General features: G+C 66.0%; 18 protein-coding genes. 10 read left to right on the forward strand and 8 right to left on the reverse strand.

Features of this window, described 5'->3' with window-relative positions:
- Nucleotides 1-40: 40 nt before the first annotated feature.
- Genes AC1DQR_RS20745 through AC1DQR_RS20760 form a run of 4 tightly spaced genes read left to right on the forward strand, consistent with a single transcriptional unit; the run spans nt 41 to nt 3404 of the window.
- Nucleotides 41-793, forward strand: coding sequence for a maleate cis-trans isomerase family protein (locus tag AC1DQR_RS20745; protein ID WP_043352885.1), 753 nt, complete (start codon nt 41-43; stop codon nt 791-793).
- Between the two features lie 28 nt (nt 794-821).
- Nucleotides 822-1664, forward strand: a complete 843-nt coding sequence (locus AC1DQR_RS20750; protein ID WP_416051190.1) for an alpha/beta fold hydrolase — start codon at nt 822-824, stop codon at nt 1662-1664.
- Between the two features lie 29 nt (nt 1665-1693).
- On the forward strand, nt 1694-2752 hold the full coding sequence (locus tag AC1DQR_RS20755; RefSeq protein WP_416051189.1) for a 2,5-dihydroxypyridine 5,6-dioxygenase NicX family protein: 1059 nt from the start codon (nt 1694-1696) through the stop codon (nt 2750-2752).
- The gene (locus AC1DQR_RS20760; RefSeq protein WP_477133718.1) at nt 2745-3404 is read left to right on the forward strand and encodes an N-carbamoylsarcosine amidohydrolase; all 660 of its coding nucleotides are present in this window, start codon (nt 2745-2747) and stop codon (nt 3402-3404) included. Before AC1DQR_RS20755 ends, AC1DQR_RS20760 begins: the two co-directional genes overlap by 8 nt.
- A gap of 44 nt (nt 3405-3448) precedes the next feature.
- Here the strand turns inward: AC1DQR_RS20760 and AC1DQR_RS20765 are convergent, their stop codons facing one another.
- The gene (locus tag AC1DQR_RS20765) at nt 3449-4201 is read right to left on the reverse strand and encodes a TetR/AcrR family transcriptional regulator (RefSeq protein WP_183033307.1); all 753 of its coding nucleotides are present in this window, start codon (nt 4199-4201) and stop codon (nt 3449-3451) included.
- Nucleotides 4202-4363: 162 nt separating this feature from the next.
- On the opposite strand from AC1DQR_RS20765, the gene AC1DQR_RS20770 reads away from it, so the two are divergent.
- Complete coding sequence (locus tag AC1DQR_RS20770; protein WP_477133746.1) at nt 4364-6628, forward strand: xanthine dehydrogenase family protein molybdopterin-binding subunit; 2265 nt, start codon at nt 4364-4366, stop codon at nt 6626-6628.
- 7 nt (nt 6629-6635) lie between these two features.
- Here the strand turns inward: AC1DQR_RS20770 and AC1DQR_RS20775 are convergent, their stop codons facing one another.
- From AC1DQR_RS20775 to AC1DQR_RS20785, 3 genes are all read right to left on the reverse strand, one after another.
- A complete protein-coding gene (locus tag AC1DQR_RS20775) occupies nt 6636-7148 on the reverse strand; it encodes a MarR family winged helix-turn-helix transcriptional regulator (protein WP_416051186.1) in 513 nt (170 codons plus the stop codon).
- Between the two features lie 103 nt (nt 7149-7251).
- Nucleotides 7252-8223 carry a CDF family Co(II)/Ni(II) efflux transporter DmeF gene (gene dmeF, locus AC1DQR_RS20780; protein ID WP_416051185.1) on the reverse strand — a complete coding sequence of 324 codons (972 nt, stop codon included), beginning with the start codon at nt 8221-8223 and terminating at the stop codon, nt 7252-7254.
- Nucleotides 8224-8340: 117 nt separating this feature from the next.
- Nucleotides 8341-8619 carry a metal/formaldehyde-sensitive transcriptional repressor gene (locus tag AC1DQR_RS20785; protein ID WP_416051184.1) on the reverse strand — a complete coding sequence of 93 codons (279 nt, stop codon included), beginning with the start codon at nt 8617-8619 and terminating at the stop codon, nt 8341-8343.
- Nucleotides 8620-8672: 53 nt separating this feature from the next.
- On the opposite strand from AC1DQR_RS20785, the gene AC1DQR_RS20790 reads away from it, so the two are divergent.
- Both AC1DQR_RS20790 and AC1DQR_RS20795 read left to right on the forward strand, forming a co-directional pair.
- Complete coding sequence (locus AC1DQR_RS20790; RefSeq protein ID WP_416051183.1) at nt 8673-8936, forward strand: hypothetical protein; 264 nt, start codon at nt 8673-8675, stop codon at nt 8934-8936.
- Nucleotides 8929-9369, forward strand: coding sequence for a YbaN family protein (locus AC1DQR_RS20795; protein ID WP_416051182.1), 441 nt, complete (start codon nt 8929-8931; stop codon nt 9367-9369). The genes AC1DQR_RS20790 and AC1DQR_RS20795 overlap by 8 nt, the downstream gene beginning before the upstream one ends.
- A 15-nt stretch (nt 9370-9384) precedes the next feature.
- Here AC1DQR_RS20795 and AC1DQR_RS20800 read toward each other — a convergent pair whose 3' ends face one another.
- Nucleotides 9385-10062, reverse strand: coding sequence for a TetR/AcrR family transcriptional regulator (locus AC1DQR_RS20800; RefSeq protein ID WP_416051181.1), 678 nt, complete (start codon nt 10060-10062; stop codon nt 9385-9387).
- An 81-nt stretch (nt 10063-10143) separates the two neighbouring features.
- Here AC1DQR_RS20800 and AC1DQR_RS20805 point away from each other — a divergent pair, with 81 nt between their 5' ends.
- Nucleotides 10144-11160, forward strand: a complete 1017-nt coding sequence (locus AC1DQR_RS20805) for an LLM class flavin-dependent oxidoreductase (protein WP_416051180.1) — start codon at nt 10144-10146, stop codon at nt 11158-11160.
- A gap of 31 nt (nt 11161-11191) precedes the next feature.
- On the opposite strand, the gene AC1DQR_RS20810 is transcribed toward AC1DQR_RS20805, so the two are convergent.
- From AC1DQR_RS20810 to AC1DQR_RS20820, 3 genes are all read right to left on the reverse strand, one after another.
- Nucleotides 11192-11719 (reverse strand): GNAT family N-acetyltransferase, encoded by a 528-nt coding sequence (locus AC1DQR_RS20810; RefSeq protein WP_416053330.1) that lies wholly within the window; start codon nt 11717-11719, stop codon nt 11192-11194.
- A 14-nt stretch (nt 11720-11733) separates the two neighbouring features.
- Complete coding sequence (locus AC1DQR_RS20815) at nt 11734-12321, reverse strand: helix-turn-helix domain-containing protein (RefSeq protein WP_043352911.1); 588 nt, start codon at nt 12319-12321, stop codon at nt 11734-11736.
- A gap of 159 nt (nt 12322-12480) precedes the next feature.
- Complete coding sequence (locus tag AC1DQR_RS20820) at nt 12481-13401, reverse strand: EamA family transporter (protein ID WP_477133719.1); 921 nt, start codon at nt 13399-13401, stop codon at nt 12481-12483.
- Between the two features lie 115 nt (nt 13402-13516).
- On the opposite strand from AC1DQR_RS20820, the gene AC1DQR_RS20825 reads away from it, so the two are divergent.
- On the forward strand, nt 13517-14299 hold the full coding sequence (locus AC1DQR_RS20825) for an AraC family transcriptional regulator (RefSeq protein ID WP_416051178.1): 783 nt from the start codon (nt 13517-13519) through the stop codon (nt 14297-14299).
- 684 nt (nt 14300-14983) lie between these two features.
- Nucleotides 14984-15817: an IclR family transcriptional regulator gene (locus AC1DQR_RS20830; protein WP_416051177.1), complete on the forward strand. Its 834-nt coding sequence runs from the start codon at nt 14984-14986 to the stop codon at nt 15815-15817.
- The last annotated feature ends 12 nt before the right edge of the window (nt 15818-15829 follow it).

The raw sequence follows: 15829 nt of genomic DNA on the forward strand, positions 1-15829 counted from the left end.
CAGGGCGGGTGGACAGAACAGACAGATGACGGAGTCGACAGTGCAGAAAATTTTCCGTATCGGCCAGATCGTGCCGAGCTCGAACACCACCATGGAAACCGAGATCCCGGCGATGCTGACGTTGCGCCAGCAGGTGCGCCCCGAACGCTTCACCTTCCATTCCAGCCGCATGCGCATGAAGAAGGTGGTCAAGGAAGAACTGGCGGCCATGGACGCCGAGTCCGACCGCTGCGCGCTGGAACTGAGCGACGCCCGCGTCGATGTGCTGGGCTATGCCTGCCTGGTGGCCATCATGGCGATGGGCCACGGCTACCATCGCGTCTCTGAAAAGCGCCTGCAGGCCCATACCGCCGCCAACGGCGCTGACGCGCCCGTGATCACCAGCGCCGGCGCGCTGATCGACGCGCTCAAGGTGATCGGCGCCAAGCGCATCGCCGTGGTTGCGCCTTACATGAAGCCGCTGACCGAGCTGGTGGTGGACTACATCCGCAACGAAGGCTACGAAGTGGTGGACTGGCGCGCGCTGGAAATCCCCGACAACCTCGAAGTGGGCCGCCACGACCCCGCCAGGCTGCCTGGCATCGTCGCGCAGATGAACACCAAGGATGTGGACGCCATCGTGCTGTCTGCCTGCGTGCAGATGCCGTCCCTGCCGGCGGTGGCCAAGGTGGAAGCCATGACCGGCAAGCCCGTGATCACGGCCGCCATTGCCACCACTTACGCCATCCTCAAGCAGCTCGACCTGGAGCCGGTCGTGCCCGGCGCGGGTGCGCTGCTGTCGGGTGCCTATTGATCACGTATTCGGTAAAGGGAGCCCAGCAATGAGCGAGTTTCTCCATGGCGGCAACGTGTTCGCCAACGGCATCCGCCAGCATTACCTGCGCTACGGCGGCAGCACCGGCGCGCGCGCGCAGCGCGATGCCGTGGTGATCGTGCCCGGCATCACCAGCCCGGCGGTCACGTGGGGCTTCGTCGGCGAGCAGTTCGGCAAGCACTTCGATACCTATATCCTGGATGTGCGTGGACGTGGCCTGTCCGAGACCGGCGATGCGCTGGACTACGGCCTGGACGCGCAGGCGGCGGATGTGGCCGCCTTTGCGCACGCGCTCGGCCTGGCGCGCTACGCCATCGTTGGCCATTCCATGGGCGCGCGCATCGGCATTCGCGCCGCGCGCGGCAATCCCGCCGGGCTGACCCGGCTGGTGATGGTGGACCCGCCCGTCTCCGGCCCGGGACGGCGCGCCTATCCTTCGCAGCTGCCGTGGTACGTGGATTCCATCCGCCTGGCGCGCCAGGGCATCGATGCCGAAGGCATGCGCCGCTTCTGCCCGACCTGGACAGATGAGCAACTGCGCCTGCGCGCCGAGTGGCTGCACACCTGCGACGAGCGCGCCATCGTCACGAGCTTCGAGGACTTCCACCGCGATGACGTGCACGCCGACATGCCGTCGGTACGGGTTCCCACGCTGCTGATGGTGGCCGGCCGAGGCGACGTGATCCGCGCCGAAGACATCGAGGAAATTCGCGGTTTGCTGCCTGCCGTGCAGGTTGCGCGCGTGGCGGATGCCGGCCACATGATCCCGTGGGACGACGAGGCCGGCTTCTACCGCGCCTTCGGCGACTTCCTCGGCGCGCCGCTGCTGCAGGACCAGGCTGCCGCCTGAGCTGCCTGCATCACCAGAAAGGAGAACACATGCCAGTAAGCGATCACGACCTGACCCAGGCATGGCGCCAGGTGCTCACCCTGTCAAAACTGGAGCCGGGCCAGACGGTCACGGTGCTGACCGGCGCCGCCACACATCCGCAAACGCTGCGCACGGCGCAGATGGCGGCCTCCGCGATGGGCGCCATCGTCAACCGGCTGGACCTGCCGCCCGTCAACGCAGACAAGGCGCTCAGCCGCGACGCGCTGGCTTATCTCGGCACTACGCCGCTGACCGGCAACCCGGCCGCCATCGCCGCGCTCAAGGCCAGCGACCTGGTGCTGGACCTGATGACGCTGCTGTTCTCGCCCGAGCAGCACGAGATCCTCTCCGGCGGCACCAAGATCCTGCTGGCCGTGGAGCCGCCCGAGGTGCTGGTGCGGCTGGTGCCCACCGAAGGGGACCGCACCCGCGTGAAAGCCGCCACGGCGCGGCTGGCGCGCGCGCGGGAGATGCACATCACGTCAGATGCCGGCACCGACCTGCGCTGCGCGCTGGGCGAGTTTCCCGCCATCAGCGAGTATGGCTTTGTCGATGAGCCGGGCCGCTGGGACCACTGGCCAAGCGGCTTCGTGCTGACCTGGCCGGACGAGGGCGGCACCAATGGGCGCATCGTGCTCGATCGCGGCGATATCCTGCTGCCGATGAAGTCCTACGTGCAGGAGCCGATCGACATCACGGTGGAGAAGGGCTACGTCACCCGCATCGAAGGCGGCCTGGATGCCGAGCTGCTGAGCGATTACATGGCCTCGTTCAACGACCCCGAGGCCTACGCCATGTCGCATATCGGCTGGGGCCTGCAGCCGCGCGCGCGCTGGTCCACGCTCGCCATGTATGACCGCGAGGCCACCATCGGCATGGATGCGCGCGCGTTCGAAGGCAACTTCCTGTGCTCCTTCGGCCCGAACAACGAAGCCGGCGGCAGCCGCACGACGGCCTGCCATATCGATATCCCCGTGCGCCATTGCACGGTGCGGCTTGACGGCGAGGCGGTGGTTGAACAAGGCAAGGTGCTGGATCACGAATCCAAGGGAGCCATCCATGCATGATGAAGTGAAGACCTACCAGCGCCAGGGCTTCGGCGCCGCGCTGGAACCCAAGGCACCCTACGGCCTGCTGATCATCGACTTCGTCAACGGCTTCGCCGACCCGGCCGTCTTTGGCGGCGGCAATATCCCCCAGGCCATCGCCAACACCGTGCCGCTGCTGGCCACGGCGCGCGAGCAGGGCTGGCCGGTGGCGCACAGCCGCATCGTGTTTGCCGACGACGACAGCGACCACAACATCTTCACGCAGAAGGTGCCCGGCCTGCTGGCCCTGAAGGAAGACAGCCACAACAGCGCCATCGTCGGGCAACTGGCGCCGCGCCCGGGTGAACTGGTGGTGCGCAAGACCGTGCCATCCGCCTTTTTCGGCACCTCGCTGGCCGCGTGGCTGAACCAGCGCGGCGTGCAGACGCTGCTGGTGGCGGGCTGCGTGACCAGTGGCTGCGTGCGCGCCAGCGTGGTCGATGCCATGTCGTACGGCTTCCGCCCGCTGGTGCTGTCCGATTGCGTGGGCGACCGCGCCATCGGGCCGCACGATGCCAACCTGTTCGACATGGCGCAGAAGAACGCCACGGTGATGCCGCGCGACGAAGCGCTGGCGATGCTGGCGCGGGCTACGGCGGCGGCTACGGCTACGGCTACGGCTACGGCTTAAGGGGAAGGCATCCGGCGCTGCGTGATGACCGCCGGATGCGAGGCTCAGGCGCGCTTGGCGCGTGCCGGCTTCTTGCGGGCGGCGGGTGCCGCCGCTTCGGCTTCGGCCGGGGCCTGCCCAGCCGGGGCGATGCCAGTGCCCGGCACGCAAACCGTGCTCAGTACCGTACGCTGGATCACATCGCGCCAGTGCTCCAGCGCCGGCTTGCTCATCATGGGCTCGCCCAGGAATGCGCTGAGCGTATGATGATTCGAGTTGTAGAAGTAGCCCAGCGACGCGATCACCAGGTAGATGTCGCGGGCGAGCACGTCGGGTTGGAACAGCCCGGCAGCCTTGCCGCGCGCCAGGATGCCGTCCAGCACAGACAAGGCGTAGCTGGAGATCTCCCTGAGCCGGCTCGACTTCTTGGCATGCTTGCCCTGGCTCATGTTCTCGCTGGACAGGATGGCGACGAACTCGGGATGATCGAGGTAGTATCCCCAGACGAAGTCGATCAGCTGGGTCAGCGCGCGCACCGGATCCTCGGGGTCGAGCTTGAGCGCTTGCTCGGCCTCGTTGAGCTGGATGTAGATGGTTTCGAGCACTTCGACGAACAGCTTTTCCTTGCTGCCGAAGTAGTAGTAGATCATCCGGTCGTAGGTCTTGGCCAGCGAGGAGATCTTCTCCACGCGCCCGCCTTCGTAGCCGCGCAAGGCGAAGACTTTGATGGCGGCCTTGAGGATCTTGGCTCGGGTGTCCTGAGCTTGCCGGGCCCGGGTTCCGGCTGCCGCGCTTTTCTTAGCGGTCGGGGTGCTCATATGTTTGATACGTATTGCTTGTTCGAGCCTGGCAGTATAACGGCCAGGGCGGGCGGCGCCGGAATCCGGCAGTCCGCCAGCGTGCCTACCTGAGACATGGAACGAATGGAAACGACACCCGGCTCCGGACCCCGGTCCGCCTCTCTTCCCGCATCGGCGCCGATGTCCCCGGGCGCGCAGCGCGACGCCCTGCTGCAAGCGCGCGGCGTGCTGCTGGTGACGCGCGCGCCGCAAGCCGCGCCGCGGCCCGCGCCCGGCCAGCCTGGCGCGGCCTCCGATTACATCGCCGCGCAGCCCGACATCTTCGTGGCGGTGCGCGACACCGGCGAGATCCTGGCCTTCAACGGGCACGTTGACCTGGGCACCGGCATCCGCACCTCGCTGGCGCAGATCGTGGCCGAAGAGCTGGAGGTGCCGGCGGCGCGCGTGGCGATGACGCTGGGTCATACCGAAGCTACGCCCAACCAGGGCCCCACCATCGCCAGCGCCACCATCCAGATCTCGGCGCTGCCGCTGCGCCGCGCGGCGGCGCAGGCCATGGCCTGGCTGCGCGAGCGCGCGGCGCAGCGTCTTGGCGTGGCGCCCGAAGCGCTGATCGCCGAAGATGGCCGCCTGCGCTTGCGCGGAAAAGGCAATGAGAGCGCCGAAGGCCTGGCCTACGGCGACCTGCTGGCCGGCGAGCATATCGAGCTGCCCCTGGCTGACRCCATTGCCACCAAGCCGGTCAGCGAATACCGCGTGGTCGGGCGTGCCGCGCCGCGTGTGGATATTCCCGCCAAGGCCACGGCGCAGCTCACCTTCGTGCACGATGTGCGCGTGCCTGGCATGCTGCACGGCCGCGTGGTGCGCCCACCTTACGCCGGGCGCGATAGCGGTGGCTTTGTCGGCACCAGCCTGCGCGGCGTCGACCGCGCGTCGATTCGCGATGTGCGCGGTGTCGTCGACGTGGTGGTGCAGGGCGATTTCATCGGCGTGGTGGCGCAGCGCGAGGAGCAGGCCATGCAGGCGGCGCGCCGCCTGCGCGTGGACTGGAAGCCGGCGCCGCCGTTGCCCCCGCTCAGCGAGCCGGAAGACACCGAGGCTGCGCTGCGTGCCAATCCCGCGGCACGCCGCACGCTGGTGGAAGAGGGCGACGCCCAAGGCGCCTTCGACTCCGCTGACCGGATACTGTCGCGCGGCTACGCGTGGCCCTACCAGATGCACGGCTCCATCGGCCCGTCCTGCGCCGTGGCGGACTACCGCGAAGACGGCCTCACGGTCTGGTCCGGCACGCAAAACCCGCATGTGTTGCGCATCGACCTGGCGCGCCTGACCGGACTGGATGAAGGCTGCATCGAGATCGTGCGGATGGAAGCCGCCGGCTGTTATGGCCGCAACTGCGCCGACGACGTTTGCGCCGATGCGGTGCTGCTGTCGCGCGCGGTGAGGCGCCCGGTGCGGGTGCAGCTCAGCCGCGAGCAGGAACATCTGTGGGAGCCCAAGGGCGCGGCGCAGCTCATGGACGTGCGCGGCGCCATTGGCCCCCATGGCGAGTTGCTGGCCTACGATTTCGTCAGCCGCTATCCGTCCAACGACGCGCCCACGCTGGCGCTGCTGCTGACCGGCGTGGTCGACAACGCGCCGCGCATGCTGCAGATGGGCGACCGCACCGCGGTGCCGCCTTACCAGTACGCCGCCACGCGCATCGGTTGCGACGACACGCCAGCCATCGTGCGCGCCTCCTGGCTGCGCGGCGTGTCCGCGCTGCCAAACGTGTTCGCGCACGAGTGCTTTATCGACGAGCTCGCGCATGAGGCCGGCGCTGATCCGCTGGCGTACCGCCTGCGCCACCTGCCCGATGCGCGCGCCACGGACCTGCTGCGCGCGCTGGCGGCGCATGCCGGCTGGCGCGAAGGCGCGCGCGGCACGCGTGGCCAGCCGGACGCGGATGGGCTGCTGCGTGGGCGCGGCGTGGCCTATGCCCGCTATATCCATAGCAAGTTCCCGGGCTTCGGCGCCGCCTGGGCCGCCTGGGTGGTGGACCTGACGGTCGCGCCCGAAACCGGCCAGATCATGGTGGAGCGGCTGGTGGTGGCGCAGGACACCGGCATGATGGTCAACCCCGACGGCGTGCGCCACCAGGTGCAGGGCAATGTGGTGCAGGCGCTTGGCCGCGTGCTCAAGGAACAGGTGCGCTTTGACGCCAACGGCGTGGCCAGCCGCGAATGGGGCAGCTATCCGCTGCTGACCTTTCCCGAGCTGCCGCCCATCGAAGTGCTGCTGATGCCGCGCCAGGAGGAAGCGCCGATGGGCGCGGGCGAATCCGCGTCGCTGCCGGGCGCGCCGGCTATTGCCAATGCGCTGTTCGATGCCACGGGGGTGCGGCTGCGGCGCGCGCCCTTCACGCCGGAGGCGGTGCTCGCGGCGCTGGCCGACCAGCCCGCCTGAGACGGGCTTACTCTGGCTCGCCGTCCGGTGCGTTGCCGCGCTCGTCGCGGTCGTCGAACTCGCTCATCTTGCGCAACAGGTAGGTGATCGCTACCCGCTCGGCGGGATTGAGGTCGCCGAAAGTCTGCTCGGAGATCTTGTGCGCGAACGGCACGGTTTCCTCGATCAGCGCATGGCCGGCCGGGGTCACCGTGACCACGACCTTGCGGCGGTCGTTGGTATCGTGCGAGACGGCCACCAGCTCGCGCGTCTTGAGGCGCTCGATGATGCCGCGCACGGTGGCCTGGTCGATGGCGGTGGCCCGCACGATTTCGCTGAGCGAGCACGAGCCGCGCTCGTTGACCGCGCACATCACCACGAACTGCGCCGCGGTCAGCTGCGAGTCGGCAATGGTCTGCTGGAAGATCGCCACATGGCGCTGGTAGGCGCGCCGCAGCAGGTGCCCGACTTGCTCGGTGAAATCGTAGTCGGCGGCGGCGGGTTTTTGCGCGGCGGTCTTGCGCGCGGAGGAGTTGGACACGATGGGCGGTCTGCAGGCATGAGATAAACGTGCCTCAGAGTATACCGAGTGGGGCCGCGCGCAGCGGGTTTTTTGCGCGTGCACGGCCCCTCGCCGCTTCAGCTTAATCCGCGCACCGGTGGATTTCCACAGTGATATGCACGAGCTCTTCATGCACGGCAAGGGCGCTCCTGATGCGCGCTGCCGTCAGTGCGGGGTCGTGAGTCACCAGGCTGACAAGGCAGGAGAATTTCTCCTTACCCACTCGCCAGACATGAAGGTCGGCAACACGGGTACCCTCGTCGCCGGTATCGAAAGCCTGCAACACTTCGCGTACCTCATCCACGACCGGATGGTCCATTTCGCGATCGAGCAGAACGACGCCGGTTTGTTTCAGCAGGCCGAAGGCCCACGCGCCGACCAGCCCGGCGCCAACGATGCCCATGACCGGGTCGAGCCAACGCCACCCGAGCAGCCAGCCTCCCGCGAGTGCCAGAATGGCAAGCACCGATGTCGCGGCATCCGACAGCACATGGACATATGCCGAGCGCAAATTCAGGTCGTGCTGGTGATGGCCGCCTTGGCCATGCGCGTGCCCATGTTGGTGCCCATGCTCATGCCCATGTTCGTGGCCATGGTCATGCGCATCGCCCAGTATCAGCGCGCATCCTATATTGACAAGCAGTCCGATGACCGTGACTGCCATGGCCTCTTTGTAGTGAATTGCCTGCGGACTGAAGATCCGTTCAACGGACCCGAAGACCATCAAGGCTGCGATGCCGAGAAGAAAGATCGCGCTGGCGAATCCCGCCAGGATTTCAATCTTCCAGGTGCCGAACGCGAACCGATGGTCATGCGCAAAGCGCCGCGCCGCAACATAGGCAAAGGCGCTCAACCCGATGGCAAGCGCGTGGGAACTCATATGCCACCCGTCAGCCAGCAGCGCCATCGAGTTGAACCAGAGGCCGGCGGCGATTTCCACAACCATCATCGCGGCGGTGATCAGCATGACGAGGCGCGTTCCTCGCTCGGCGGCCTTGTTGCCTGAGTCGAATACGTGGGTATGAGTCCACGGGGTGATGTCATGTGTATGCATGGTCGATCTGCTTGGTTGTCGCCCAAGCAGCCGCAGGCTTGAGCAGTTTCGTGGCGATTCGAGTGTGAGCGGGTCGTAAACCGTGAAGCGGGTAATAAACTGAGTGAGCCAGGCTGCTCATTTGAAGTAGCTGTGCACCACCTCGATGAGCTGCTCCCTGGCGTCGCCTTCGGACTCGCCATGGGCTGGCTCGGCGTCAACAAGGTGCGTGCGGATGTGGTCTTCCAGTACCACCGCCAGCAGGCCGTTCATGGCCCCACGGCAACTCGTGATTTGCTGCAGCACGCCCACGCAGCCTTGCTCTTCCTCGAGTGCGCGTTCGATGGCATCGATCTGACCCCGGATGCGGCGCACCCGGTTCAGCAACTTCTGTTTCTCGCGGATGGTGTGGCTCACGGCTTTGCCTCAAATATAGTATGGGGGAGTATATATTCTCTGCCGGGAAATGGATGATGACCTTGCAGGCGGCCGGGTCTTGCCCGCTGTCCGGTACCTGGCAAGTCTTCCTGCTCGTCCTGCTAGGAGAAGCGTTGACCACCTGCATCGCCCGCGTGGACAATGGTGCCAGTCGTGCCTTCTGCCAGAACCGAGAGAACTGCCACATGCCTTCTGCCGTTGCTGTAGCGGTTGCTGCCGCCTGCCGGCTTTCACTGCCGCAGCGCCGCTTCCGCTGTGCGCCAACTGCGACATTCGCGGTGACCGCTCTTGGATGACGCCGATACGGCTTCGCCGGTGCCGGGCGCCAACCCGAGCGATCCGCCGCTGCGGCTGGCGCGTACCCGCACGGCACGCGCGCTGCTGACCGCGCTGGCGTTGCTGAGCCTGGGGGTGGCCATCCTCGGGTTGTTCCTGCCCGGCCTGCCCAGCACCGAGTTCATCCTGCTGTCCGCCTGGGCCGCGGCCAAGGGATCGCCGCGCCTGCATGCGTGGCTGCTTGGCCATCGCGTGTTTGGCCCGATGCTCTACAACTGGCACAACGGCCGCATGGTGAGCCGCCGCGCCAAGTGGAGCGCCACGGCGGCCATGAGCATCTGCAGCGCCGTGCTGCTGTTCGGCATGCATCGGCCCTGGCTGGCCTACGGGGCAATTGCCTGCATGGCTTGCGTGCTGGCATGGCTGTGGCGCCGGCCCGAGCCGGCGGCCTGATGCCGCTCCCGCGAGTTACGCTGTCTGGGTTTCGCGCGGCCTGGTCTTCTTTGCCGCCTTTACTGCCTTTGCCACCTTTACCGGCCACGCCAGCATCGCGGTAGCGGCCAGTGCCTCGAGCGCGGCGCGCGACGCGCCATCGCGCGCCTGCATCGACATCCCCTGCATGACCGTGTTGAAGAACTTGGCCAGTGCTGGCGCGTCGGTGCCAGCCGGCAGTTCGCCGCGCCGGATGCCCTGCTGGATGCAGGCCTGCAGGGCTTGCTCCTTTTCCTTGCGGCGCTGGCGCAGCGTGTCTTCGATATAGGCGCAGTCGGCCGAGCAACTGGTGCCCGTCATCAGGAAGCAACCGGCGGGGTTGCCCTTGGCGCTGAACAAGGCCGCCGCGCCGGCGAGCAGCCCGTGCACGGCGTCATGCGCGCTGCCAGCGCCTTGCAGCGGCGCGTAGAGCAGCGCGCCGTGGGTATCCGCATAGCGGTCCACGGCTTCATAGAACAATTGCTCCTTGCTGCCGAACGCGGCGTACAGGCTCGGCGCGGTGATGGCCATGGCCTCGGTGAGCGCGGAGATCGAAGTGGAGCTATAGCCATAGCGCCAGAACAGCGACAGGGCCTGGCCCAGCGCCTCGTCGCGATCGAACTGCCTGGGCCGTCCGCGGCCCGCACCGGAAACACTCTTTTTCATAGTGGTCATTATATTTTTCCGTTGCCAGTGACGCCAGTGGTGATTAGTATAGTGATCGTTCAATAAATTGCTGCGCCGCAGTCGCTCGCCATGATCCCCTATTCCCTGCTTGACCTGTCGCCCATCGTGGAAGGCGGCGACGCCGGCCAGGCCATGCGCAATTCGCTCGCGCTTGCCCAGCACGCCGAGCGGTTGGGCTACCAGCGCTTCTGGCTGGCCGAGCATCACAATATGCCTGGCATCGCCAGYGCCGCCACGGCGGTGCTGATCGGCTACGTTGCCAACGGCACGTCCACCATCCGCGTCGGTTCCGGCGGCATCATGCTGCCCAACCATTCGCCGCTGGTAGTGGCCGAGCAGTTCGGCACGCTGGCCTCGCTGTTCCCCGGCCGTATCGATCTTGGCCTGGGCCGTGCGCCCGGCACCGACCAGTCCACCGCTCGCGCGCTGCGCCGCAGCGCCACGCAAGACACCGCCGATGCCTTCCCGCAGGATGTGGAGGAGTTGCAGGCCTACTTCGACGACCCGCGTCCCGGCCAGCGCCTGCGCGCGGTGCCCGGCGCGGGCCTGAAGGTGCCGCTGTGGCTGCTTGGTTCCAGCTTGTTCAGCGCGCAGTTGTCGGCGGCGATGGGCCTGCCCTTCGCGTTTGCCTCGCACTTCGCGCCGGGCTTCATGCGCCAGGCGGTGGACCTGTACCGCAAGACCTTCCAGCCGTCGGCGCAGCTCTCCAAGCCGCATGTGATGCTGGGGCTCAATGTGTTCGCGGCGGATTCGGACGCGCAGGCGCGCCGGCTGTTCAGCTCGCTGCAGCAGCAGTTCCTGGCGCTGGTGCGTGGCAACCCCGGCCCGATCCGGCCCCCGGTGGATAACATCGAGCTGATGTGGACGGAGACCGAGGCCACGCATATCCGGCGCTCGCTGGCGTGCTCGGTGGTGGGTGATCCCGAGGGCGTGCGCAACGGCCTGCGCGCCTTCATCGAGGACCTGCAGCCGGATGAGCTGATGCTCACCGCGCAGATCCATGATCACGAGGCCCGCCTGCGCTCCTTCGAGATCGCGGCGCAGGCCATGCGGGTGGCGGCGTCGACAGCCAAGGTCATAATCTGAAGCGTCGGTCGTGCGGATGGCGCCGATGCGCTCAGAGGTGCTTGTAGAAGAACGTTGTCCCGCAGAACTCGCCATCCGGCATCAGCGCGTACTTCGGCACCACGCCGGCGCGCTGCCATCCCGCGCGCGCGTACAGGCGCTCGGCATCGCCGCCGGTCACCGTGTCGAGCAACAGCACCGACTTGCCCGCCTCGCGCGCGGCATCGTCCAGGGCCGCCAGCAGCCGCTGCGCTACGCCGCGGCGGCGGGCCGTGCGGTGCACCAGCATCTTGGCCACGTCGGCGCGGTGGGGCTGGTTGTCAGGCATCGACAGGATGATCTGGACGGTGCCAAGGATCTGCCCTTCGCCGTCCTGCGCGATCAGCAGCACGCGCTTTGCGCGCGCGACGCCATCGGCCACGCCGCGCCAGAACTGCAGGGCCTTCTCGCGCGGCAGCGGCAGCATGAAGCTCACCGACGCACCCCCCTCCACGCAATCGATCAGCACATCGGCCAGCGCCTCGATGCAAGCGGCGGCTTCGCCGGCGCCGACGCGCCGCACGGTGATAGGTTCGGTCATCCCGGGCATCTCGGTCATGCGTTTCTCCTGGTTGGCGTGAATGGCATGGTGGCCAGCGCTACGACGTAGCGCGCAGGCTTGCGGGTGGGATTCTTGTAGACGATGGGGCGGTCCAGCCGCATGGACAGGCAGTCGCCGGTTTCCAGGCGCCAGTGCTGGTCGCCCACTGTCATTTCCATGACGCCGTCGATCATCCAGACCTGCTGATGGATATCGGCTTCGCGCGCGGCGGTTTCATAAGCCACGCGCTTGCCCGCCGGGAAGACCACGTCAACCAGCTGGATCGGCGAGGGTGCCGCCGGGGAGAGGTTGCGGCGGATATAGCCGGAGGCGGGGTCGGTCCACACCGGCTGCTCCGCTGCACGGGCCATGGGCGACGGCTCGGCCTGCGGCGTGCTGTCCTCGAACAGCGATGCCACGGTGACGCCCAGCGCGGCGGACAGCTTGTCGAGCACCGTGGCCGTGGCGCTGCTCTGGCCACGCTCGATCAAGGAGATGTTGGAGCGGCTCACGCCGCTGCGCTCAGCCAGCGCGGCCAGCGAGAAGCCCTGGGCGTCGCGCAGCGTTCGCACGCGCCGGGCGATCAGGTCGTTGATGTCCATGGGTTTCCAGTATTCTGGATGAAAGTGTCCTGTAAACTGACACACATCGCGATGCAAAGCAACTGGAACTTGCCAATGCGCATGGCGCGTTTCGGACCTCAGACCTCAGAAGTCAGAAGACCGGAGCGCGTTTCGGGCCGGGGGCCGGGTCGGTGCCGCTCAAGGCTCCCTCATAGCGACTCGGCTTTCAAGGGGCCGGCGCTCAACGGGCTGCCTTGCCGGCAGGATGCGGCCCTTGTTCATGCCGACGGCGAGTGCCAGCAGGATCAGCGCGATGCAGACCCCATCCGAGGCGCTGGGATATTGGCCGATAATGAACAGGGAACTGACGATGCCGAACACCGGAATCAGCAGCGACAGGGGCGCAACCCGCGACACCGGGTACTCGCGCAAAAGCAGGTTCCATCCCCAGTAGCAGAAGTGCGTCGCGCCGTAGACCTGGAACGCCAGTGAAAACATGGCGGCCCCCCTCAAATGCGAGGGCAACGCGGCAAATGGCCCCGGCCCATGCAGCAGCCAGGTCAACAGAATCAGCGGAATCGGCGGGAACAGGCTGGCCCACACCACGAAGGCGAAGATCTCGCGCACCTTGGACACCTTGATGACGATGTTGCCGATGCTCCAGGCCACGGCGCTGACCATCACCAAACTAAAGCCGATTGTGGTGGCCTTGCCGGGACTGCCCAGCAGGATGCCCACCAGCCCGATGGCAGCCAGCACCATGCCGATCAACTGGGGCAATGCCAGGCGTTCACGGAACAACAGCACGCCCCAGCCCAGCGTGAAGAATGCGCTGAACTGGATCAACAAGGAGGCGCTGCCGGGCGGTACGCCCATCGCGATCCCCAGGTTGATCAACGCCCACATCGCCACGCCGAAGATCAAGCCATAGACCGCTAGCCAATGGAAGGCCACCTGCGGCCGTTTCACGAAGAACACCCACGGCAAAGCGGCCAGCGTAAAACGGATGGCCGTCAACAGTAGTGGATCGATCCCGGCAAGCCCGAGTTTGGTGATGGGGAAGTTGAATCCCCAGACGGCCGTCACGACGACGGCCAGCAACAGGTGTTTTCTCTGCATGGTCGGTGTGTCTCTTCCTGGCTGCAAGGCGTAAAGCGCTGGCATCGACGGAAATTTGCCGGAAATCCGTATGGCCTGCTTTCGATTACAGGTCAAAAAGAAATAAAATCAGGCCATGCGGAAAATCACGATCGATCCCTACGAGAACACGCCGCGCGATGCCGTCGTGACGGCGCGAGACTACGCGGACGGCGAGCTTTTCCCATCGCACCGCCATCAGCGTGGGCAATTCGCCTACGCCGCACGTGGTGTCATCACGGTGCTCACCGACGAGGGCAACTGGGTGGTGCCGCCCCAGCGCGCCGTCTGGGTGCCGTCCCAGCTGCCACACGCCATGCAGATGCGCGGCCCGGTCACCATGCTCAACACCTACATCCGCGAGCAGGCCGTGCAGCGGCTTGGCTTGCCTGCGCATTGCCAGGTCTGCGACGTGTCGCCGCTGTTGAGGCAATTGCTGGAGCAGGCGCTGGCGGTGCCCACGCATTATGCGGCCGACGGGCGCGACGGCTATCTGATGGGTTTGTTGTTGCACGAGATCGCCGCCATGCCCGCGCTATCTCTCAACGCGCCATTGCCCGCGGAGCCGCGTCTTGATCGCGCTTGCCGTGAGTTCCTGGCATTCCCCTCGCTGGAAATCGGCATCGACGACATGGCGCAGCGCACCGGCATGAGCCGCCGCACCTTTACCCGTCAGTTTCGGCTGCACACCGGCGTCAGCTATATCGAATGGAGGCAACAGGCCTGCCTGCTCGCGGCCGTGGTTCGGCTCGGCAATGGCGAACCTGTCACGCGCGTTGCCATGGAGCTGGGTTACAGCAGTGCAAGTGCATTCGCGACAGTCTTCAAGCATGTCCTGGGTGAGGCGCCCAGTCGATACTTCGCAACGCATAGGGCTTAGAGGCCGGTTCAAAAAGATTCTGGCCACGGGTAACTCTCGGCATTGCCGGCCGCATTGATAATTCCCGAGCTGCGCAGCATCCGGGATCTCGTCGTAAAGGGTCAAGAATGGAGTGTGTTGCCCGACAACCAACGCACGGAAGCGCTTGCGTCGGGGCGGTTGATTTCCATTACACCTGAAACCAGCGCCCCTACCAATACTTCCACCTTGTGCCCCCGATCGCGGCACCCAGTCACAGCCGATCACGAATCCACGTGGTGTTGGCACTGGGCATTGCGATGCGATCATGACAGGGCTCACTTGAGAGTATTGTTTTTTGGGCTGTGAGTTTGCCGCTCAGGTCATGGTTCGCGGCGCTCGAATGCGATCGAAATAATAAGTCGTTGCAGGCTGCAAGGCTGCTGCATTCCAATGCGAGGTGGAGCCGCACGGTTCTTGCGCGACGGTCAAGTGAGGCGCGCAATCTACGTTGATCTATAATCCACATCGGCTTTCCTGAACCCGTGTTTTTAGGGCAGCAGGCGTCCTTGATGCATCCATAGGGCTCCATGCGTAGCGCTGTTGCATAGAGATTCTGCCCAGGGACCGGCGCACCGAGGACGAAGGATCTACCTCAGCATGGCAGTTGGCAGACTTTTTCTCTTCCGCCGTCCTACATCCGTGCAACCATTTGAGTATTGAAGAATGCGGAAGTCAGAATCATCGGTCGCAGCCGCGGCACCGTCCCCCACCCCACTCTCCGAATACCCCGGAGAGGACCCCCGCGCCGCGAGGGCAGGCATCCAGGTCATTGCGCGGGCGGCGGAAATACTGCGCACGTTGAGCAGCCACCCAGGCGGCCTGAGTCTCGGGGCCATTGCAAAAGATGTGGATTTGCCGCGCTCGACTGTGCAGCGGATTGTCGATGCCCTGGGCGCGGAGGGTCTGACAATGTCCGCTTCGGGCGGCAGTGGCGTGCGGCTTGGTCCGGCTATCCTCTCGCTGGCCAACGCGACGAAGTTCGAGATCGCGGATCTGGTCCGCGACGCGCTTGTCGACTTGTCGAAAGCGACAGGAGAAACGGTGGACTTGTCCATACTGGACCAGAACAAGGCGGTGTTTATCGATCAGGTACAGGGCACGCATGTGCTGCGGGCCGTTTCCGCTGTCGGAGCCGCGTTCCCGTTGCATTGCTCGGCGAACGGCAAGGCCCTGCTCGCCATGCTGGACGACGCGGCCCTGGCCAAGATGAGAGGCAAGCTGAAGTTCGAGCAACTGACGCCGCATACCCTTCGCAGCTGGGACGATCTCGCAAAGGATATTGAGTCGACGCGGGCCACCCATGTCGCCGTGGACCGCGAGGAGAACTCATTGGGGATTTGCGCCGTCGCAATCGGCTTGCTCGGACCAATGGACCAGCGTATCGCCATCTCGGTGCCGACCCCGACCCACCGTTTCGTGCAAAGCGAAGCGCTTCTCACTGAGAAGCTTGTGGAATGCAGGGCACGGCTGCTGGCAGGACCGCTGCGCAGGGCCTGACCTAGGTTTCCG

The organism is Cupriavidus sp. 05L411, from assembly GCF_056398045.1.

Coding starts and splice junctions, on each gene's coding strand:
- AC1DQR_RS20750 (WP_416051190.1), top strand. CDS start 822: ATGAGCGAGTTTCTCCATGGCGGCAACGTGTTCGCCAACGGCATCCGC.
- AC1DQR_RS20755 (WP_416051189.1), top strand. CDS start 1,694: ATGCCAGTAAGCGATCACGACCTGACCCAGGCATGGCGCCAGGTGCTC.
- AC1DQR_RS20760 (WP_477133718.1), top strand. CDS start 2,745: ATGCATGATGAAGTGAAGACCTACCAGCGCCAGGGCTTCGGCGCCGCG.
- AC1DQR_RS20765 (WP_183033307.1), bottom strand. CDS start 4,201: ATGAGCACCCCGACCGCTAAGAAAAGCGCGGCAGCCGGAACCCGGGCC.
- dmeF (WP_416051185.1), bottom strand. CDS start 8,223: ATGCATACACATGACATCACCCCGTGGACTCATACCCACGTATTCGAC.
- AC1DQR_RS20790 (WP_416051183.1), top strand. CDS start 8,673: ATGATGACCTTGCAGGCGGCCGGGTCTTGCCCGCTGTCCGGTACCTGG.
- AC1DQR_RS20800 (WP_416051181.1), bottom strand. CDS start 10,062: ATGACCACTATGAAAAAGAGTGTTTCCGGTGCGGGCCGCGGACGGCCC.
- AC1DQR_RS20810 (WP_416053330.1), bottom strand. CDS start 11,719: ATGACCGAACCTATCACCGTGCGGCGCGTCGGCGCCGGCGAAGCCGCC.
- AC1DQR_RS20815 (WP_043352911.1), bottom strand. CDS start 12,321: ATGGACATCAACGACCTGATCGCCCGGCGCGTGCGAACGCTGCGCGAC.
- AC1DQR_RS20820 (WP_477133719.1), bottom strand. CDS start 13,401: ATGCAGAGAAAACACCTGTTGCTGGCCGTCGTCGTGACGGCCGTCTGG.
- AC1DQR_RS20825 (WP_416051178.1), top strand. CDS start 13,517: ATGCGGAAAATCACGATCGATCCCTACGAGAACACGCCGCGCGATGCC.
- AC1DQR_RS20830 (WP_416051177.1), top strand. CDS start 14,984: ATGCGGAAGTCAGAATCATCGGTCGCAGCCGCGGCACCGTCCCCCACC.